Annotated in this window: 17 protein-coding genes, 2 tRNA genes and 1 riboswitch; of the genes, 15 read left to right on the forward strand and 4 right to left on the reverse strand. The window is 57.8% G+C overall.

What is annotated here, in order from left to right; genetic code table 11:
• Positions 1-88: 88 nt before the first annotated feature.
• Positions 89-316: a helix-turn-helix domain-containing protein gene (locus F8C90_RS08725; protein ID WP_158050137.1), complete on the reverse strand. Its 228-nt coding sequence runs from the start codon at positions 314-316 to the stop codon at positions 89-91.
• 163 nt (positions 317-479) lie between these two features.
• On the opposite strand from F8C90_RS08725, the gene F8C90_RS08730 reads away from it, so the two are divergent.
• The 9 genes from F8C90_RS08730 to F8C90_RS08770 all read left to right on the forward strand — a co-directional run bounded on the left by F8C90_RS08730 (position 480) and on the right by F8C90_RS08770 (position 8486).
• Positions 480-1382 (forward strand): LysR family transcriptional regulator, encoded by a 903-nt coding sequence (locus F8C90_RS08730; RefSeq protein ID WP_158050138.1) that lies wholly within the window; start codon positions 480-482, stop codon positions 1380-1382.
• A gap of 145 nt (positions 1383-1527) precedes the next feature.
• A complete protein-coding gene (locus F8C90_RS08735; protein ID WP_158050139.1) occupies positions 1528-3963 on the forward strand; it encodes a molybdopterin-containing oxidoreductase family protein in 2436 nt (811 codons plus the stop codon).
• A gap of 31 nt (positions 3964-3994) precedes the next feature.
• A complete protein-coding gene (locus F8C90_RS08740) occupies positions 3995-4330 on the forward strand; it encodes a 4Fe-4S dicluster domain-containing protein (protein ID WP_158050140.1) in 336 nt (111 codons plus the stop codon).
• Positions 4331-4564: 234 nt separating this feature from the next.
• Entirely contained in the window at positions 4565-4942 is a 378-nt protein-coding gene (locus F8C90_RS08745; protein ID WP_158050141.1) for a hypothetical protein, read from the forward strand.
• Between the two features lie 15 nt (positions 4943-4957).
• Complete coding sequence (locus F8C90_RS08750; RefSeq protein WP_158050142.1) at positions 4958-5122, forward strand: LPXTG cell wall anchor domain-containing protein; 165 nt, start codon at positions 4958-4960, stop codon at positions 5120-5122.
• Between the two features lie 41 nt (positions 5123-5163).
• Positions 5164-5424, forward strand: coding sequence for a hypothetical protein (locus F8C90_RS08755; RefSeq protein ID WP_158050143.1), 261 nt, complete (start codon positions 5164-5166; stop codon positions 5422-5424).
• 16 nt (positions 5425-5440) lie between these two features.
• Positions 5441-6433, forward strand: coding sequence for an ArsB/NhaD family transporter (locus F8C90_RS08760; RefSeq protein ID WP_158050144.1), 993 nt, complete (start codon positions 5441-5443; stop codon positions 6431-6433).
• A gap of 109 nt (positions 6434-6542) precedes the next feature.
• Positions 6543-7757: an MFS transporter gene (locus F8C90_RS08765; protein ID WP_170264612.1), complete on the forward strand. Its 1215-nt coding sequence runs from the start codon at positions 6543-6545 to the stop codon at positions 7755-7757.
• Positions 7758-7907: 150 nt separating this feature from the next.
• Complete coding sequence (locus tag F8C90_RS08770; RefSeq protein ID WP_158050146.1) at positions 7908-8486, forward strand: hypothetical protein; 579 nt, start codon at positions 7908-7910, stop codon at positions 8484-8486.
• A gap of 75 nt (positions 8487-8561) precedes the next feature.
• On the opposite strand, the gene F8C90_RS08775 is transcribed toward F8C90_RS08770, so the two are convergent.
• The 3 genes from F8C90_RS08775 to F8C90_RS08785 all read right to left on the reverse strand — a co-directional run bounded on the left by F8C90_RS08775 (position 8562) and on the right by F8C90_RS08785 (position 12208).
• Positions 8562-9989, reverse strand: a complete 1428-nt coding sequence (locus F8C90_RS08775) for an MATE family efflux transporter (RefSeq protein WP_158050147.1) — start codon at positions 9987-9989, stop codon at positions 8562-8564.
• A gap of 180 nt (positions 9990-10169) precedes the next feature.
• On the reverse strand, positions 10170-11681 hold the full coding sequence (locus F8C90_RS08780) for an alanine/glycine:cation symporter family protein (RefSeq protein ID WP_158050148.1): 1512 nt from the start codon (positions 11679-11681) through the stop codon (positions 10170-10172).
• Between the two features lie 162 nt (positions 11682-11843).
• A riboswitch (glycine riboswitch) is annotated at positions 11844-11954 on the reverse strand.
• Between the two features lie 178 nt (positions 11955-12132).
• A tRNA-Arg gene (locus F8C90_RS08785) sits at positions 12133-12208 on the reverse strand.
• Between the two features lie 679 nt (positions 12209-12887).
• Here F8C90_RS08785 and F8C90_RS08790 point away from each other — a divergent pair.
• The 6 genes from F8C90_RS08790 to F8C90_RS08815 all read left to right on the forward strand — a co-directional run bounded on the left by F8C90_RS08790 (position 12888) and on the right by F8C90_RS08815 (position 17660).
• Complete coding sequence (locus tag F8C90_RS08790; protein ID WP_246155871.1) at positions 12888-13955, forward strand: homocysteine S-methyltransferase family protein; 1068 nt, start codon at positions 12888-12890, stop codon at positions 13953-13955.
• A gap of 5 nt (positions 13956-13960) precedes the next feature.
• On the forward strand, positions 13961-14257 hold the full coding sequence (locus tag F8C90_RS08795; protein ID WP_158050149.1) for a hypothetical protein: 297 nt from the start codon (positions 13961-13963) through the stop codon (positions 14255-14257).
• Between the two features lie 229 nt (positions 14258-14486).
• Positions 14487-15209: an ATP-binding protein gene (locus tag F8C90_RS08800; protein ID WP_158050150.1), complete on the forward strand. Its 723-nt coding sequence runs from the start codon at positions 14487-14489 to the stop codon at positions 15207-15209.
• Positions 15210-15355: 146 nt separating this feature from the next.
• Positions 15356-16441: a hypothetical protein gene (locus F8C90_RS08805; RefSeq protein WP_211361079.1), complete on the forward strand. Its 1086-nt coding sequence runs from the start codon at positions 15356-15358 to the stop codon at positions 16439-16441.
• A 34-nt stretch (positions 16442-16475) separates the two neighbouring features.
• Positions 16476-16562, forward strand: a tRNA-Leu gene (locus F8C90_RS08810).
• A 144-nt stretch (positions 16563-16706) separates the two neighbouring features.
• Positions 16707-17660, forward strand: coding sequence for an ABC transporter ATP-binding protein (locus tag F8C90_RS08815; protein WP_158050152.1), 954 nt, complete (start codon positions 16707-16709; stop codon positions 17658-17660).
• Positions 17661-17723: the final 63 nt, after the last annotated feature.

The raw sequence follows: 17723 nt of genomic DNA on the forward strand, positions 1-17723 counted from the left end.
CTTAGCAATCATAGGCGGATGACGCGGAAACGGCCCCTCCCGGGGCCGTTTCAGTTCCAGATCGTTGTTTTCGCCCGCTGAGCTGGGCCTATGCCGGAATCTCTCCCACAGAAACCACCGAAGAGCCGGTTATTCCAAAGGCGTCGGCTATCTTTGAGAGCATGCTGAGGCTGGGGTTGCGACTCCCTAATTCGAGCTTGCTCAGGTACGATTGTTCCACGTTGATCATCAGTGCAAGCTTTGCTTGGGTGAGGCCGTTTTCCCTTCGTAGCGTTTTGATGCGTCTGCCTAGCGAGGCTTTGATGGAATCGCTCATGAGGAACAGGCTATCCTGTGCTATATTCGTTCCTAGTCCTGACAGGACTATTTTGAAATAATCGAAAAATCTGAAGTTTCAGAGGGAGAAAAGGCGCTCAGCGCTGGGGGCATAACTGAATAGTTGTTGAAGCATCACCGACTTGGGGGAAGTGGGATAGAAGATGGAAATTCAACAGCTGCGTCATTTACAAGCAGCGGCAAATAGTCAGAGCTATGCTCAGGCGGCAAAGAAATGTTTTACCAGTCGCCAAAATATCGCTCATTCGGTCAAGGCTCTCGAAGGCGAGGTGGGCACGCCTCTTTTCGAGCGCAAAGGCAACAGGATGGTTCTCACCGAAGAGGGGCGACAGGTTGCCTACGTTGTCGACGAGGTGCTTGAACGGGTTGATCGTCTTGGCTCAATGTTCCAAGATGGACTTGCTGCGCGCTCAATGCTCAATCTTGCGGTAAGCACGAATTTCTTCGCTGGAATGCCCTTGGCGGTGGATGAGCTTCTTCTCGAAAGGTCAAGCAGCTTCAGATTCTTCGAACGCGACTGCGGGGAATGTTATCGCCTTGTCTGCTCGAACGAGGTAGACGCCGCAATCATCATGTGCATGGAAAGAGAATTCTCTGATTGCAGCGTTGTCGAAGTCGGAAGATCGAAATCGTACGTCATCGCGAACGAGGGGTCTGACCTCGCGAAAAAGGAAAGCGTTTCGGTCGATGAGCTTCGAAACGAGAAATTGCTTTTGATGTCCGAACCTGGTTTCCAGTACGGACCACTATTCTCTCAGCTTTACGCAATCGGGTATAACCGCTCGAGTGTCAGCATCCTTCCCAGCACTAGCTCGATGCTTCATATGGTGAGAACGCGGAGGGGCGGGTCGGTTGGTATTGCATCGAGGCGATTTGCCGTGACCCCGCCAGGAGGGTCTGTGTCCATCCCTCTTGCGGATCCTCGACTAGACTGGCATTTCTATGCCCTTTATAAGCCAGAAGCTGTGAACTCGCATGCCATCGCATCATTTATCCAAGACATTCACGTCGCTTTTTCTCAAAGCGACGGCTGGAATAACGGGTGAGCGGGCAACTTTTCTTGGTAAATGGAATGTGACAGCTCGCAAATAGGGCGCTTCTTCTTCTGAGACTCTCTCGGCCCCAAAATTGAACACGTAGAGATGCAGTACTTACATCTCGAGTGTATTTGAGGAGAGGAGAGGAGAGAGTATGACGGAATGGAAAAGGCAAGAAGGTCAGGAGACTATCTTTAGGACCTGTGCCTGGTCTCCTCCGGGATGCCACCCGGTTGGATGTGGCCTTCAGGTTCATGTGAAGGACGGAAAGGTCACTAAGATTGAAGGTGACCCGGAGCATCCGATCACCAAGGGCTCCCTTTGCCCGCGCTGCCTTGCTCTGAAGGAGTACATCTATCATCCCGATCGCATCATCCACCCGATGAAGCGCGAGAAGCAGTATCGCGGCCAGGCGGACAAGTGGGTGCAGTGCTCTTGGGACGAGGCAACCGATCTGGTTGCAAACGCCGCTAACGAGATCACCGAGAAGTACGGCGCGGAAACGATCGCCGTCTTCGGTGGTACCGGCCGTGAGGGCAACAACTGGTATCCGCAGTGGGCAAACCTCGTCTTCGGTACACCGAACTCGGTTTACGGCCAGGCTGGCTGGTCGTGCTACGGCCCGCGCATGACGAACACCGCGTTCATGATGGGCGGCGGCTATCCCGAGATCGATTACGCGATGAAGTTTGAAGACCGCTACGACGACCCTCGTTTCGTTGCTCCTGAAGTCATTCTTCTTTGGGGTAAGGAGCCTCTGCGCTCGAATCCTGATGGCATGTACGGTCATGCCATCATCGAGATGATGCGCCGCTTCGGGACGAAGATCATCTGCGTCGACCCGCGCGTCACTTGGCTTGGCACGCGTGCCGAGGAGATTCTCCAGGTTCGTCCTGGCACCGACACCGCGCTCGCCATGGCGTTCATCTACGTTCTCGCGCATGACGATCTTGTTGATCACGACTTCATCGACAAGTGGACCTACGGCTACGATCAGCTCGTTGAGCGCGTTCAGGAAATGCCTCCTTCGCGTGCAGCTGAGATTTGCGGTGTTCCCGAGGATCAGATTTGGCGTGCAGCTCGTCTGTACGGCAATGCGAAACCCTCGAGCGTTGCGTGGGGCCTCGCAACTGACGAGTCCACCAACGGTGCCCAGCTCGGTATGTGCCTCGTGTCCCTCATGACGATTACCGGCTTCCTCGATGCTCCCGGCGGCACGACGCTCGGCATGGGCGACGACCAGGGCAACGTTGTCCGCGATGGCGGCGCGATCGACTCTCATGAGAAGGTCGAGGACGAAACCGAGTCGACGCTTTCCCTCGCGCTCAAGAACGGCATCATGTCCGAGGAGACGTGGTACACGAAGCGTATCGGCGTTGATAAGTATCCTTGCGTTGGCCAGGTTATGTGGACGGTGCATCCCGATGAGTTCCTGAAGGCCCTCGAGACCGAGAAGCCGTACAAGATGCACATGGCCGGCTTCGTTTCCTCCAACCCGGTCGGCACTGCTATCTCTGCTGAGCCGCAGCGCTGGTGGAAGGCCCTGAAGAAGCTCGACTTCAACTTCGCATGCGATCTGTTCATGAACCCGACGACGCAATCTTGCTGCGACGTGTTTCTCCCGGTCGCGTCCACCATCGAGCATGACGGCATGGTTGTTACCCACTACGGTCTGAACTCCTCCTTCTACGGCGCTCAGAACAAGTGCGTCCAGGTCGGCGAATGCCTCTCCGACGTCGAGATTATGATGATGGTCGGCAAGAAGACTTACCCCGACTTCTGGAACCGCTTCGAGACGCTGGAAGACTACAACAACTTCCATGTGCTGCGCAGCTGGCTGCCATGGGAACAGCTTCGCAACAACGTTGTCACGATGTCCAACGAGCCGTACTACAAGTACAAGGAGGGCAAGCTCCGCCCCGACGGACAGATGGGCTTCCCGACGCAGACTGGTCGTGTCGAGCTGTACTCTTACGCATACGCTCGTTTCGGCGAGGATCCGCTGCCCTACTTCGAGCCGCCTGCGTACAGCCCGGATACGCTGCCTGAGCTGATGAAGAAGGATTACCCCTTCATTTTGACGACCGGCGCTCGCCGTCAGGAATTCTTCCACTCCGAGCATCATCAGGTACCGTCGCTTCGTCAGATCACCCCGTGGCCTGTTCTCGACATCAACCCCGCCGACGCAGAGAAGCTTGGTATTGAAGACGGTGACTGGTGCGAGATTTCCTCCCCGTACGGTCATGTGCGTCAGAAGGCAAACGTTACTCCGACGATCAAGCCCGGTGTTGTTCACGCGATGCACGGCTTCTGGTACCCCGAGGAAGAGGGTTCCGAGCCGAATCTCTACGGCAACTGGAAGTCCAACATCAACATGCTTATGCCGAACAGCGTCAATGCAAAGAGCGGCTTCGGCAACACCTTCAAGAGCATGGTTTGCAACGTCGTGAAAGCCGACAGCCTCGGTGGCGATAACGAGCCCAATGACATTGTTGTTGAGGCAAGCCGTCAGGCTGAGTTCGAGGTCCAGCAGGTATGGCGCCCCGAAGACAAGGAAATCACCGACGCTGATCGCGTGAAGATCGACTAGTGGCCTAGAGAAGAAGTAAGGAGGTTCCGAAATGACCCAAAACGCTTTGTTCATCGATTTCGAGTACTGCACCGGCTGCCATAGCTGTGAGATTGCATGCCGAAATGAGCTCGAATTGCCCAGCGACGGCTTTGGTATCAAGGTTCTTGAGGACAAGCCTCGTCAGAACCCGGACGGTCAATGGCATTGGGACTACATCGCCGTTCCGACTGAGCTGTGCGACATGTGCGTTGAGCGCACCGCAGAGGGAAAGCTTCCGGCGTGCGTGCAGTCTTGCCAGGCTAAGGTTCTCGAGTACGGCACTGTCGAAGAGTGTGCCGCTAAGCTTGCCGCGAAGGGTAAGAAGGCCGCAGTCTTTTTGGCCTAGTTTTTGAAAGGCGGTTGGGGCGTTGCCTTGCGGGAAGCGGGCCGCCCCAACCTGTTTGTCGAATCGGCAAGAAGGAACATCGACATCGCGGTGTGCCCCCTTCGTCTTCTCCGATTTCGACAGGGCTCATGGTGATCGGTTGTCGCCACATGTGCCCTTTATACAACAAATTGAAGACGGGCGGTACCGGCAAGAGAGGGGGTTCGGCTCGCCCGTCCGTTAAAAGGGGATTATATGAGTGGGAGTATTGCTTCCGCTCCAAAGTTCGAGACCAAGAAATTTGTCGGCATTATCATCGCTGCGCTGATTTTCTTGTTCTTCCAGTTTGTTTGTCCGGTTCCCGAGGGCCTCGAACGAACTGCGATGTCTGCTGCAGGCATCCTGATTTCCTGCAAAGGGCTGGATCTCGATGGGCGAATGGGTGAAGAAGGCTTGGGTTTGCACCTTCATCCTCGTAATACTCGGCACGTTCTATCTTCCCGCGATTACTGCTGTCCTTGGCTATTAATTCAAAGCGCCGAGCGTGGGTTAGGTAACGAAAGGGCTGGGCGGTCGAATTTGATTGCCCAGCTCGAAGGAATGATACGGGAATATCGCTGCGCGATTTGTTAGTCAGGAGGAGCTCAAGTGGCAGTAACGATTGGCTCGGTGGTATTCATCGCGATCGGTCTCGCATTCTTGGCGGGTGGGTCGCTCCTCTATTCGAAGAAGAAGCGGCAGAAAAGCACAAGTGCTCGTTTAGAGGAGATTTTCGCGGATTACAACAAGCAGATGGACGCATTCAGAAAGTAGGGAGCGTTCTTTGCAATCGTTGCATTAGGAGCGTGGTTTGCATGGCTGGAGGTTGTGGCGTAGGGGCGTTCTGCTCATTCTGCGGGAAATGCGGCCGTGTTTTTAATACGACGGTATCGGGAATTGAGGTTCCCCAAGTGGCTCCACCCGGCGTTTCCGCAGGCGACCCTGTTGAGAATGCGATTGAGGGAGATTCCCTTGGCAATTTAGAGGAAGTCGAAAGCGAAGGCGAAATCGCTTCGGATCCTTCCGTTTCAACTATCAGCTCCACAAAACAGACCAGCTCATTACTTGATGAGTGAATAAGGAGGTTCACATGTGTTTCAGACCATCGCGTTCGCGGTAATTACTGCAGTATTCTCCGCCTTTCTTGATAACGTTACGACGGTTTTGCTCATCGGTCCAATGACAATCATGCTATGCAAAACGCTGGACATCAATCCTGTGCCGTTCCTTCTCGTCGAAATCATGATGTCGAATGTCGGAGGTACTGCGACGCTTATCGGCGATCCCCCAAATATCATGATCGGCTCGGAAGCTGGGCTCTCTTTCGCCCAGTTCATCATGGTCAACGCCCCCATCGTTGTTGTTATCATGGTGGCTCTTCTTATTATATTCCGCTTTATGTATGGTCGTCATCTTGCGGTCGATGAGAAGAACCGGCTGAACATAATGGAGCTGTCGGCAGAGGATGCGATTATCGACAAAGCGCTATTCCACAAGAGCGTCGTGATGATCGTCCTGGTCGCAATTGCGTTCATGTTGCACGGCGTTTTCAACCTGGAGACCTCTGTGATCGCCTTGACGGCCGCTGCTGTAATAATCCTCATCTCGGGCAGGGACATCGAAGTTGCGATCGAGGGCATCGAATGGGGGACCATCGGATTCTTCCTCGGCCTGTTTATGGTTGTTGGTGGAATGGAGCACACTGGAGTTATCGAGATGCTCGGGAACGCCATCGTGGATGCAACGGGAGGAAACGTTGTTCTCATGATGATCGTCATCCTGTGGGCTTCGGCAATTCTCTCTTCCATCCTCGACAACATCCCGTTTGTCGCAACGATGATTCCCATCATCATGGTGATGGAGGCGTCGGGCATCGATGTATATCCCCTCTGGTGGGCTCTCTCGCTCGGCGCGTGCCTTGGCGGAAATGGAACTCTGGTTGGTGCATCAGCCAATGTGGTCCTTTCGGGAATTGCGAACAAGGAGGGCTACAACATCACGTTCATGAGCTTTACGAAGGTTGCATTCCCCTTGATGCTGGTCACTGTTGCTTTGTCGACAATCTATCTGCTGATTTTGTTCTAGCTGGTTGGGAATAAGGACGCTTGTATCGAGTTGTAAGGAGGGAGAGACGATGGGAAGTCCGGCATCGAGTGGCAGCTCCGTCACGGTTAAACGGAAAAGGGTTGCATACTTGGCTTTAGCAACCGCTGGGCTTCTTGTGCTTGGCCTCGTTTACGCGTGGTCCATTTTCGCCACGCCTATCGCTGTCCAATATGGTTGGGACAAAGGGTCGCTTCAGCTTGTTTTCAACATTGCGATGATCTGCTTTTGCGTGGCGGCATTGCTGGGGTCATACGTTATGAAGGTTCTTCCATTGAAGGGCGCTCTTGCTATTGCGGCAACGATGATTGCGCTCGGTTTTCTGGGCACCGCATTCTTTGCGTCGAAGAGTCTTGTAGGGATGTATTTCAGTTACGGTCTTTTGTGCGGCGCTGGATGCGGAATGGGCTACAACCTCGTTATTTCTGCCGTCAACTCCTGGTTTCCTGATAAGATTGGCTTTTCTTCGGGAGTTATGATGATGGGGATGGGGTTAGGCAGCCTTCTGCTGGGCTCGGCGGCAGATTCCTTGATTGGAATTGTCGGCATTGAGCTGGGCTTTATTGTTCTTGCGGTCGTTGCATTCGCGGTGGTAATCGCGTTGTCGACGGTCCTCAAGCCTGCTCCTGCGGATGCCGCATCGCTGTTGGCGAGGAGCTCGTCTGGGCCCCATGCTTCAAATGATGGACTTTGCGATTGCGCCCCTCTGAAAGCCCCGCTGTTTTATGTGTACATGATTTGGGCTATCTTCACCATTGCCGTTGGCATAACGTTGATTGGGGGCGTTAAGCAGGGTGCTCTTGTGCTTGGGGTTGACGGGGCGTTTGCGACCCTCGTCGTTGGGCTTTGCTCTACGATGAACGGTGTGAGCCGTCTTGCAATTGGCGCGCTTTACGACAAGTTCGGGCTCTTGGTCTCGATCTTTACTTCTGGCTTGCTGATTACCATCTCTGCAATTGCCATTACGTTTTCGTATGCGAGCAGCATCGCTGTTGTCTATATTGCAGCTTCGCTTTGTGTCGGATTTGGGTATGGATCGATCCCCGTTATCGCCTCAGCCTTTGCGAAAGAATGCTACGGGGCGAAGGATTACGCACGCAATTTTGCAACAATCAACATGGCTGCTGCTATTGGGTCGTTTCTCAGCATTGGGCTGATTTCCATGGCTAGTCCTGATGGGACGAGTAGCAATGCTACGGTCTGGATGGTTTTCGCTGTATTGGCCGTTGTGGGTCTTGCGGATGCTGTCTGCTTCGCCCGCATGTATCGAAAGAGGTTGAATAGCTCCCCGTGTTCGGGTCGGTAGCATCCCGCCTGACCCGGCCGTGTCATTTTGCTCCCCTTCCTTCGGCAAAGTGACATCCTTGCTTTGGTGGCGAGGCCTTTTCCGCTCCTTTAAGGTCTCGCCACATACGGAATTCTATTTGCGATTGAGCTGAAGAGAAAGGAAAAGGCTATGAAGTACGACGATCTTTTGAAAGAGATCAACGAGATGCCAGCTTCTCAAAGGCCGGCGTTCCACGAGATAGTCGCTTGTGCGGGTGTAGGGGGTGACGTCTGGCCGACCATGAAGCAGCATCTCGAGGATGCCTGCACGCTGCGAGAATTTCTTGACGCGGTATACGACGATGACGCCTGTCGCTTCGAGAAGCTTTGGGGTCTTTGGGCAAGGCTGGATGAAAAGGATTGGCGTATAAGATTCGAAGCCGAAATGGTTTTGGAAGGCGCCCTTATCGAACGGGGTGGCGTTGTTTTCGAAGCGGGGGACACTATGTTCCTCGTTCCTGTTCGCGGCATTCGAGCGAAGGACAGAACCGCCGACATACTCGTGTTTGCCGACGACAGTTTTAACACTGATGTCGCTGATTTTTACGGATCGATTAGTGGGCCATTCACATTGTATGAGCAGAAATTCGAAGGAACCTTTGATATTTATCGCGCCGGAAGGAATTTGATTTTGGAGCGCTGGGAATTCGATGAGCTTGGATTTCGAAAGCGCCGTCGTTCTCAGGTCGGCGAATGCTGCAGCATCTAGCACTAACTGGCATTAGATTCTCGGTTCCTATTGAAAGCGCGGGTCCGCCCCGCGCTTTTTCTTGCTTCCGTTCCCTTACGCAATTCCTCTGCTGTCGCGCAGGCGGCGCAGCTTGCGGACTTCTCGCGCGACGAAGACGCTGGTTACGCATACTGAAAGCGCGTCGGACACCGGAGCGCTTATGATGACGCCCTCAAGTCCCGTCGTGCCGAAGAGCGCTGTCAGCGCAGGCGGCAGCAGCAGGTACAGAGGGATGAGGAAGAGCACCTGGCGTGTGAGCTCGAGAATCGCGGCCTTCATCGGCTGGCCGCTTGACTGGAAGTAGCTTGATCCCACAATCTGGAATCCAACGGGCGCGAAGAAAATCACGTACACGCGCAGCGCATACACGGCGAAATTCTCCAGGTCGCCCGAAACGCCGAACAGCTCCACGATCGGCGCGGGAATGGCCTCCGCAATCAGGAAGAACGCTCCGCCGATGCATACGCCGGTGATGCTCGCCCACTTCAGCGTGTCAAGCACGCGCTGCCACAGCTTCGCGCCGTAGTTGAACCCGATGATGGGCTGCGCTCCCATGATCAGGCCGATGAGCGGGGTGAACGCAAACATCGCCGCCTTTTGTGCCACGCCGATTGCCGCGAGCGCGGCCGTGGTGCCGATGGGGTCGGTCGACCCGTACAGGCTCACCACGTGGTTCAACACGATGCCGACGAGCATGGACGCGACCTGCATCACAAACGACGCGATGCCCATCGTGAGGATGGTTCCCATGAGCTTCACATCGGGCACGCAGCAGCGAAGGCGCAGCTTGAAGGCGGCGCTTTTGCTCATGGTGAAATGCCAGACGACGGGCACCATGCCGCATGCCTGACCGAGAATCGTAGCCGATGCGCTGCCTGCAACGCCGAACCCCAGCACGATGACGAACAGGTAGTTGAAGATGATGCACATCACCGTGCCGAAGATCATGGTGCCGAGCGCGAGGTTGGGCCTTCCCGCAGTGCGCAGGAAGTTGTTGAGCCCCATGCCAAGCGATTGGAAGATGAAGCCGAAGCAGATAATCTGCACGAAGGTTTTCGTAAGGTCCCAAAGCTCATCGGTCGTGCCGATGCCCGCGAGGATGGGGTCGATGAGGAGTCCCGACATCACCGCGATGACGACGGCGATGCCTACAAGCAGTGTGGCCGAGTTCCCGAGCGTGCGCTCAACCTGGTCTTTCTCTCCCTTCCCTAGCTGAATTGCCGCGAGCGCGTTGCCGCCTTGGCCGGCGATCATCGAGAAGCCCATAAGGAGGGTCATCACGGGGAAGGCGAGGGTGGTTACCGCCACGCCCGAACCGTCGGGGAGCGCCTGTCCCAAAAAGATTGTATCGACCACGTTGTAGAGCGTGTTGAACACCATGCTCACGATGGCAGGGATGGAGAACTCGAGGAGCAGCTTTCCGACGCGCTCGGTTCCCAAGCGGTCGGTGCGGTTATCGGGCGGTGCCGGGCTGTCTGACATGGGGTCAAGCCTTACTATGCGCAAACCGCGCGGCGTGACACCGCGGGCTGTTCGATTATCGATGCACGCGCAAGTATAGAAAGCGAGAAGGCGGGTTGACAAGCCTAATCGGCCAATCAACCCGCCTTCGCAGCAAGGGAGACGATAAGCGTCAGGTGATTGCGCCCTGCCAGGCGCGTCCTACGCCGTTGCCTCCTCGGCTTTCCAATCGTCGGAGGTGTCGCGCGGCGCAAGGTTGTCCTCGTCGCCTGCGGCCTCGTCGAGGCGCTTGAAGTAGTCCTTCGTCTCCTTCACAACCACGCCGGACAGCACGATCAAGGCGATCATATTCGGGATGGCCATGCAGGCGTTGAAGATGTCAGCGATAGTCCACACGGCGGAAACGGTCATGTAGGGGCCGATGAAAACGGCGAGGATGTAGAGCCAGCGGTACGTCTTCACGGCCTTCTTCGAACCGCCGGAGAGGTACTCCAGGCAGCGCTCGCCGTAGTAGTCCCAGCCGAGGATGGTGGTGAAGCCGAAGAGCGCCAGGCACACCATCAGGACAAACGACACAGCCTCAGCGGGAATGAAGGGCAGGCCCATCTGGAATGCCGCGGTGGTGACGGCGGCACCTTCGAGTCCGGGAATCTGGTAGGCGCCGGTCATGACGAGCGCGAGGCCAGTCATGGAGCACACAATGATGGTGTCGAGGAAGGTGCCGGTCATCGACACAAGACCCTGGCGCACGGGCTCTTTCGTCTGCGCAGCCGCGGCGGCGATAGGCGCGGAGCCCAGGCCTGCCTCGTTGGAGAAGATGCCTCGCGCGATGCCCTTCTGCATGGCGATGATGATCGCACCGAGCGCGCCGCCTGCAGCAGCGCGCAGGCCGAAGGCGCTTTGGACGATGGTGACGAGCGCGTCGGGCAGCGCCGTGATGTTCAGTACGATGAGGATGAGCGAGAACGCCACGTAGATCACGACCATTACGGGAATGACCTTCTCGGAAACGCTCGCGATGCGCTTCAGGCCGCCGATGACGACGAGGCCGACGACGATCGCGACAATAAGCGACCCGATCACGGTGGCGATGGAGTAGTCCATACCAAGGATGCTCACAGTTGCCGACTTGTTGGGGTCAAAGAAGCCGGTGATTGCCGAGTTGATGGAGTTGACCTGCGTAAACGTACCAATGCCGAACAGGCCGACGCACATGCCGAAGAACGCGAAGATCTTGGCAAGCCACTTCCAGGAAATCTGGGGCAGGCGCTTTCCCATGCCGCGCTCGATGTAGTAGAACGGGCCGCCGAGCACATGGCCATCCTTGTCGATGCTGCGGAACTTCACCGCGAGCAGACCCTCGGAGTATTTGGTCGCCATGCCGAACAGGGCGGCAACCCACATCCAGAACATGGCGCCCGGGCCGCCGGCGACGACTGCGGTCGCCACGCCGACGATGTTGCCGGTGCCGATGGTCGCGGAAAGCGCGGTGCACAGAGCGCCGAACGACGACACCTCGCCGGTCGCGTCCTCGCCTTTCTCGTTTTTCAGCATGTAGCGCAGGGCGCGCGGCAGCTTGCTGAACTGCAAACCGTGCAGGCGCACGGTCAGAAGAATGCCGCCGAACAAGATGAGCACCATCAAGGGTACGCCCCAGATGAAGCCATCGATGGCATTGAGCACGTTGTTGAACGCGCTGAAGAAGTCTTCCACTGTTCCTCCTCGATATCCGTTACGTTTCGCAACTTCAAGCGACCCTCGAAAAGGCCGTGGAGGAACTCGCGCGTTCCGAGTTTTCACGCGCGTGGCAAGCGATGTGGGCGCAACAAAAGGAAAGGGAAAAGCGAAATGCGACACGCAGATGCGACAAGCAGTAAGCTTTTCTCTGTCCTTTTGCCTGAGAGTTTCAACGAAAAGCCTGTGACCAGGTGTTTCGCCTTGCCCCTTCGGCACCCAGCTTGCCTGGGATTCTCCAGAGGCCCCTTCGGCACCCTGTTTCCCGAAGGATCCAGAGCGAGTCATAAGGGGTGACGCTTTGAAATTGTGGAGCCATTGTAAGCACATCGCTCCACCACGCGCAAGTGCTTTTTTGGGTAATTGGAAAAATACTGATGCGAAAGGTAGGCATTAGGAAGCTAAAAGCCGAAAACCGCAGGCACGAAAGTGGCGCCCCTGAGAGGACTCGAACCTCCGACGCACGGTTTAGGAAACCGACGCTCTATCCGCTGAGCTACAGGGGCGCATAATGCGGCAGAGCCGATTCTACCAGAAAGTCGGACAAAGCACGCCTCGAGCTGCCTACTCGCGCAAGGCTTTCGCATTCGGTCGGTTTCGCCTTCGCGTTTGCCTGCTGCATTTGGCTGGCTTCGCACGTTCGCAAAGTGGGAGGTTCGATGGTGCTTGGCGAGCCAGCTTGAAGATAATGGCTCGCCAAGCACCATCTTGGAGAAAGAAGTGGCCCAGGGGAGAGGGGAGCTCCCGCTGGGCCCAAGGAGGGGATTTGCGGCGCTTATAGATGCGCCGCCTCTGCTTTTCTAGGGGTATGAAAGCAGTGCAGTGAGGAAGGAGGGGAGCCTTCTCAGCTGCTGAGGTCATTATATGAAGGGATGTCGAAAAAAACGCGCTCCGAGGTGGAACGGCGCGATATGGGCGGTGAAGTGCGATAACGTTTCCGCTCACCCCCAAAAGCGCGCCGTTCACCCCTGGATGAGAATAGTTGCGCCAATCTATTATGATGTGTTGAGGATAGCGTTGAAGCCGACCATGCCGAGCTTCCAGGGTCGCTATTCTGGCGTGCTTGTTTCTAGGGTCGCTCCATCCGCCGGCGCTCCACGCTATGTGAGATGTGAGGCGCGGGGTCCCGAGACTCTTCCTCGCGTACGCATACGCTATGATGGGGAAAACGAGAAAGGATGCCCCATGCCCGACATAGCCCTTCGCTTCGACAAAGATATGCTCGTCGTTTCCGCCCCCGTTTCCGCTGCGCTCGCGCGCCAAGGCGTCGACGTCGACCGCGACCTCGAGCTGATGACCGTCCTCGAGCCCGATTCGATTCAGGAAGCGATGCGCCTGGAATCCATGGCCGGGGCCCAATGCCTCGTGACGACTACCGCGGGAATCACGCCCGCTCGAATGGCGCAGGTCGGAATGGAGGACCGCTCCCACGACGTGGCTCGCGCCTCACTCGAGGTTCTGCGGCCACTGAAACCGCAGCACGTGCTCGTGGAGATCGGGCCGTGCGACTTGCCCCTCGACGCATCGAGCAAGGCGTCGCTCAACGAGAACCGCGACCAGTACGCCCGCGCCGCGCGCCTGTTTGCGGGCGAGCAATTCGACGCCTTCTTCTTGAACGGGTTCACCACGGCGAGCGACCTTTTGTGCGCGCTCATGGGCGTGCGTCAGGTGAGCGACATGCCCGCGTTCGCGTCGGTCGATGTGCTTGCGGACGGCACGCTTGCGAGTGGGCGCGGGACCCTCGAAGAGGCCTGCTCGATCATGGGCGAGTATGGCGCTTCGGTGGCGGGCTTTTCCACGGCATCCGGAATCGAGGATGCCTGCGCGCTCGCGAAGCGCGCCGAAGCTGCCTGCGACCTGCCAATTCTCGTGCAGCTGGCAGTTGCCGAACACAAGCCGAAGCAGGGCGGTCCCACGGATGCGAACCCGTACTACTGCCCCGACGCCGTTGTCGACGCCGCGGTGCGTCTGCGAGCTTCGGGCGTTCAGTTCTTGCGCGCGACCGGCGCCGCCACTCCCGCCTACACAGGAGCGCTCGCTGCCACGACGGCGGGGCTCGATGTCGCGGCGTGCCGCACGGCTGGCGTGCCTGTGGCTGATGCGTCCGTTGTCGCTGAGTCGCCCTCAAGTGACGATGGGCGAAGCGAAGGAAAGTCCCAGGTTGCGTCCGCTGCCGACGAGCAGATGAGCGCGCTGGCAGATGCGCTGCGCGAAAAAGTCGCCGCGGCATTCAGCGAGAGCGGGGAGGCGTAGGTGCCATGTCGTCTCGAGAGAAGAGCCCTTATTACGGTTCTTTGCAGCAGGTGGTCGACTCTCTGTTCGCGGATTTGACGGAAGAGGAGCGCATTGCCGATATGGCCGGCGTCCCTGGCGCGCGCAAGGTGCGCAGGCTCGATGTGATTCTGGCGGCCGAGGCGGTCGATCTGCCCGATGAGCTCCAAGAAATTGTGAACCTGCTGCCTCCGAGCACCTTCACGCGCCGCCGTTTGTGCGATCAGCTGAACTCCGCTGTCGGGGGGCATGCCTGGGGACAGAAGTACGGCACCGTCGAGTAGGCGGGGGCAGCTGCGCACAACTCGTCCAGTTGACCACCAACTCGGCTTACTGCTCGCGAGCTATCGTGGACATTTGTTGTCGATGGCGTGAATGCGTATATGGTAGTAAATCAGTAGCATATAATTCGCAGAAATCACGGGTCGGGTTAACATGTGGTGGATGGGGCGCTCGATTCGCGGGTTGATCGGCATCGATCCGTGGCAAGGCAAAACGATAGAGGGGGAGCTCATGATTCGAACAGTTATTCATATTGATGAGGACAAATGCACAGGTTGCGGCCTGTGCGCGAACGCGTGCCACGAAGGCGCGATCGGCATCGTCGATGGCAAGGCGAAGCTTTTGCGCGACGATTTTTGCGATGGCATGGGCGATTGCCTGCCCTCGTGTCCGACGGGTGCCATCACGTTCGTCGAACGCGAGGCGCTTCCCTATGATGAGGCGGCCGTGGTTGCAGCTCAGGCGGCGAAAGCTCACGCCGCGCATACGGGGCAGAGCGGTTCCGGCGATCTTGGCGGGGGTTGCCCCGGCTCGCGCGCCCAAATGCTTCACACTCCCGAAAAGACGCAGGCATCCCCCGAAGCCGAGGCGCAAAGCCAGCTCGCCCAATGGCCGTGCCAGATAAAGCTCATGCCCCTGCAATCTCCTTACTACCAGGGAGCTGACCTGCTCATCGCCGCTGATTGCACGGCGTTTTCTTACGCATCGTTCCACGATCGCTACATGCGCGGTCGGGTCACGATCATCGGCTGCCCCAAACTCGATGCGGTTGACTACACCGAGAAGCTGTCGGCCATCATCGCGATGAACGACATTCGCTCGGTGACCGTTTGCCGCATGGAGGTTCCCTGTTGCGGCGGGCTGCAGCGTGCCGTGGAGAATGCGCTCGACGCCAGCGGCAAGAAGCTTCCCTTCGAGGTGGTCACCTTCTCCGTGCGTGGCGAGGCTCTCTAAAGGCATGCGTCAATCGCGGAGTCTTGACAGGCGTGTCTTCGAGTCCTGCTTGCTTCTTGACTACGTCCCGAGCTTGTTCGTTTTGACGGCTCGGGGCGTTTTTTCATTTCGCGTGATGAGGCGTGGTATCATCTGTGGAAATAGGCATGCGAAAGACGGAGGTGGGCGCATTGCCGAATTCGCCCTTGCTGATGATGGCGATTTTGATCGTGATGGCAATTGCCGTCGTCGTGGTGATTGCGATGACGCTCAAGCTTAATCAGGAAGTTCGCAATCTGGCCGAAGATGTGGAAATCGATCGGCAGAATCTCGCCAAGCTTAACCATGAGGTGGGAAAACGTTTGGGAGCGCCGCGTCCTCGCGGGCAGCAGCGGCCGTCGGGGGCCGGCGTGCCCCAGCAGGGGCGTCCTCAGGCTGCTGCTCAGCAAGCGGTGCGCACTGCGGGCAACCCCGCCACGCCTCCCGTGCCCGCGAACGCAGAGGTCGTTTCACCCGGCTCTGCAGCGGGTATGCCGGTCGAGGCCGCTCAAGGATACGTTCCCGGAAGCTACCGCGTTCCGGTTCGTGGTGCCGAGGGCCCGTCGGCTGCGACGGCGTCTGCTCGTGAAACGGTTCGGGCGGAGGCGGCGCAAAGCCCTCGGGCGACGCAAGCGACGCCACGCCAGTCAACTCTTGCCGAACGTCGGGCCGAGCGGAGAGCTCGTGCGGAGCGTCGCGCCGCCATGGCGGACTACACCCCGGCTCGTGCCGAGCGCCGAGCGAACATCGATGTCCCTCGCGGCGAGGAAAAGGGTTCTTGGCCTGGCGAGACAGGGCCGCAGTCGCGTGTGCGCACTCAAGCAGCCGCAGCGAGAGAAGCCTCTCCCCAGGCATCTCGCTCCGCTCGTAATGCGGCTTCCCAGGCACACAGCGCTCAGGGCTCGTCGTCGCGGGCAAGCAGTCCTCAGGAGGCGTCAGCAGCATCCCGTGTTTCGCCTGATGGTGCGCGTGCGGGCGAGGGAGTGCCCGTGAGAGGGCGCCATGGTGCCGAGGCGTCGAGGGTTGCTCAGCGTCAGCGCGCCGACCGCGAGGCCCAGCGTGCGGCCCTCGAGGCCCAGCGCCTCGTCGAGCAGCAGCGAGCGGCGCGGGCGCAGCGCGAAGACGAGATCCGCCGTCGCGCCGAGCGTCAAGCCGCGCGGGCAATGGCAGAAAAAGAGCAAAACCCCCTTGCGCGCATCAAGGAAGTGGAGTAACATAATCAACCGCTTCAATAACTGAGGCAGATGTGCGGGCGTGGCGGAATTGGCAGACGCGTACGGTTCAGGTCCGTATGGGGGCAACCCCATGAAGGTTCAAGTCCTTTCGCCCGCACCATTTTGAGCACTCGCCAGCCTTTCTCGGCTGGCTTTTTAATTTCCCTTCATTTTACTTAGATATAACGAGCATCCAACAAGGCTTTGACGTGCATGCGAGAACATAGTTGCATCTGCCGATGACGAATGACGGAAAGCGAACGCCATGCTCGTAGAGAAGAGAAGCACCGAAACCCGAGAGATCGTTGAGGCTGCAGAGCGCTTGCTTGCGGAAAGTGCGGCGCCTCGCAAAGCCGCAAGGGATGTGAAGAAGGCTTGTGAGCCTCCGCATTCCTCATGTGCTGCTCGCAATGGTCTCGGTGTCTTGGCTCGTCGCGTGGCGTGCGAAAGCCACGAATCCGCAACGCCGCTCGTTCGTGTGCGCAAGTTCACCTTACGTCTCGGTGCATTCACCTCGTTGGAGGACGTCTCTTTCGATATTGCGAAAGGCAAGGTCACGGCGCTTTGCGGCCCGCGAGGATGCGGTATCGCGGCCATGCTTGACGCACTGGGATGCACGCTTCCCGGCGCTCGGACTGTCGACATGGGCGGCTTGATCGAGCTTTGCGGACATGACGCTTACCGCACGCTCGGTGCTGAGCGCGCCCGCGAGAAGGTTGCCCGCGTGTTTTTTGGCGGCTCCTTCGAGCTGCAGAGCGTTCGCAATGCCATCGCGTTCTCCATCCGCCAGAGAGGCGTTCACGACGATGCCGCGATTGCCGCCGAGATCAATCGCGTGCTGCGCTCACTCGATGCGGAAAGGCGTTTGGGAGACCATCTCGATTGCGCAGTGAGCTCGCTTCCTGCACTTGAGAGGTGCCTTGCCTCGATAGCCCGCGCGCTCGCGAAGCGTCCCCTCGCGCTGCTCGTTTCGGACCCGGCAACGGGGCTTGATCAAGTGGATTCCTTCACGATGAGCCAGGCTTTGCAATCGGTTGCACGCAAGACGGAATGTGCTGTGGTGGTCGCGACGTCTGATCCGCGCTTTGCGAGGATTTGCGCTGATGAAGGTGTCGTCTTCGTGCAAGGCCGCACCGTTGAGGCCGGTCCTCTCCCCAAGCTCAATTCCGCAAGTGCGGATTATTGGACGCGGGCGTTTTTCGAAGGCCGAATCGTATAGTAGTTGCCCTTTTCTCATGCGGGGCGGAGCGTAAACTCTGCCCCGCTTCCCATCTTTACGCAT

The sequence above is a fragment of the Ellagibacter isourolithinifaciens genome (genome assembly GCF_008831035.1).
Lineage (GTDB): Bacteria > Actinomycetota > Coriobacteriia > Coriobacteriales > Eggerthellaceae > Ellagibacter > Ellagibacter isourolithinifaciens.